The following is a 2,102-nucleotide window of genomic DNA, read 5'->3' as shown; positions in this document are numbered from 1 at the left end:
GCCTCCGACGACGACGACCGCCGCTGCACCGATGGCTGCGATCTTCCAGCCCTTCCGGTGCGCACCGGCCCTGCTCGACTCCTGCTTCATGCGCATGCCCCTGCCCCTCGACGTTGCTGCCCCAAGCGATTTTACGCGACAGGCCGGATTTCCCGGCGTACCCCGGATGCAGTTCGACAACGATCCGGCCGCTGCCGGCACCCGTCAGGGCGCCGGCAGCGGCTGGGAGATCGGGCGTCCGCAGGCCTCAGTAGCGGTACTGCTCGGACTTGTACGGGCCGGCCACATCGATGTCGAGGTACTCGGCCTGCCCCTTGGTCAGCTCCGTGAGCTCGACACCGAGGGCGTCGAGGTGCAGGCGGGCGACCTTCTCGTCGAGGATCTTCGGCAGGACGTAGACCTCGTTCTCGTACTCGCGGTTGCCCTCGGCGTCCTCCTGCTCGAACTTGGTGAAGAGTTCGATCTGGGCGATCGTCTGGTTCGCGAAGGAATTGCTCATGACGAAGGACGGGTGACCGGTCGCGTTGCCGAGGTTCAGCAGGCGGCCTTCGGACAGCATGATGATCGAGTGCTTCTCCACACCCTCGGCCTCGCCGGCCGGGATGACCCACTCGTGGACCTGCGGCTTGATCTCGATCTTCTCGACGCCGGGGATCCGCGCGAGCCCGGCGATGTCGATCTCGTTGTCGAAGTGGCCGATGTTGCCGACGATCGCCTGGTGCTTCATGCCCGCCATGTGACGGGCCATGATGACGTCCTTGTTCCCGGTGGTGGTGATGAAGATGTCGCCCTGGCCGAGCACCGTCTCGAGCGTGGCGACCTGGTAGCCGTCCATGGCGGCCTGCAGCGCGCAGATCGGATCGATCTCCGTGACGATCACGCGGGCACCCTGGCCACGGAGGGCTTCCGCCGCACCCTTGCCGACGTCGCCGTAGCCGCAGACCACGGCGACCTTGCCGCCGATCAGCACATCCGTGGCCCGGTTCAGGCCGTCGGGCAGCGAGTGGCGGATGCCGTACTTGTTGTCGAACTTCGACTTCGTGACCGAGTCGTTCACGTTGATCGCCGGGAAGAGGAGCTTGCCCTGCGCGGCGAGCTGGTACAGGCGGTGCACGCCCGTCGTCGTCTCCTCGGTGACGCCCTTGATCCCCGCGGCGATGGTCGTCCACTTCAGTGGCTCGGATCCGATCGTGGAGCGGAGGGTGTCGAGGAAGACCGTGTACTCGTGCGAGTAGTCGGCGTCGCCCTCCTGCGGGTTGGCCGGCACCGCTCCGAGCGCCTCGAACTCGGCACCCTTGTGGACGAGCATCGTGGCGTCGCCGCCGTCGTCCAGGATCATGTTGGGGCCGAGGCCCTCGGCCTGGCGCGGCCACGTCAGGATCTGGGTGGCGGTCCACCAGTAGTCCTCGAGCGTCTCGTTCTTCCAGGCGAAGACGGGGACCCCGGCGGGCTCCTCGACGGTGCCGTCGCCCACGACGACGGCCGCCGCGGCCTCGTCCTGCGTGGAGAAGATGTTGCAGGACGCCCAGCGGACCTCGGCCCCGAGGGATGTCAGGGTCTCGATGAGGACGGCCGTCTGGACGGTCATGTGCAGCGAGCCGGCGATACGGGCTCCGGCGAGGGGCTGCGCGTCCGCGTATTCGCGGCGCAGCGCCATGAGCCCGGGCATCTCGTGCTCGGCGAGCCGGATCTGGTGTCGGCCCGCCTCCGCGAGCGAGAGGTCGGCAACTTTGTAGTCGAACGTCATGGTGTGCTGTTCCTAGCTGGAGTTCGGAGGTTCGGGGGAGGGCGTCGGCTCCGGCCCTACGGGGCGGAGGCGGCACCGGGGAGTTCGGCGGGGAGGAGCACCGGGATGCCCTCGTCGAGCCTGTACGTGAGCGTTTCGCCGCCGGGTCCCGGGGCCGTCGATCGGAGGACCGCGCCGTCCTGTTCGAGCGTCGACCCGGTGACGGGGCAGCGGAGGACGTCGAGCAGCCGTGCTGGAAGGTTCGCCATGGGGAAGCTTTCGCTCGGGAGGAGGGGGATCGTGGGTACGAGTCTACCGCGCCCGCGGGGCGTGCCCGGAAGAACGCGCCTCCGCACGATCGGCGTCAGGGCGCCGC

General features: G+C 68.4%; 2 protein-coding genes. Both read right to left on the bottom strand.

The genetic code is table 11. The features are described from left to right. Positions 1 to 247 precede the first annotated feature (247 nt). Positions 248 to 1,747, bottom strand: a complete 1,500-nt coding sequence (gene ahcY, locus CVO76_RS03430; RefSeq protein WP_208740674.1) for an adenosylhomocysteinase — start codon at positions 1,745 to 1,747, stop codon at positions 248 to 250. Positions 1,748 to 1,803: 56 nt separating this feature from the next. Then, on the bottom strand, positions 1,804 to 1,995 hold the full coding sequence (locus CVO76_RS03425; protein WP_133082019.1) for a Trm112 family protein: 192 nt from the start codon (positions 1,993 to 1,995) through the stop codon (positions 1,804 to 1,806). Positions 1,996 to 2,102: the final 107 nt, after the last annotated feature.

Origin of the sequence: Arthrobacter agilis (assembly GCF_002953615.1) — a bacterium.
GTDB classification, from domain to species: domain Bacteria; phylum Actinomycetota; class Actinomycetes; order Actinomycetales; family Micrococcaceae; genus Arthrobacter_D; species Arthrobacter_D agilis_B.
This window is presented reverse-complemented; position numbering and strand designations above follow the sequence as displayed.

Excerpts from the sequence above, each read along its gene's own strand:
- ahcY (WP_208740674.1), bottom strand. The coding sequence starts at position 1,747 with ATGACGTTCGACTACAAAGTTGCCGACCTCTCGCTCGCGGAGGCGGGC.
- CVO76_RS03425 (WP_133082019.1), bottom strand. The coding sequence starts at position 1,995 with ATGGCGAACCTTCCAGCACGGCTGCTCGACGTCCTCCGCTGCCCCGTC.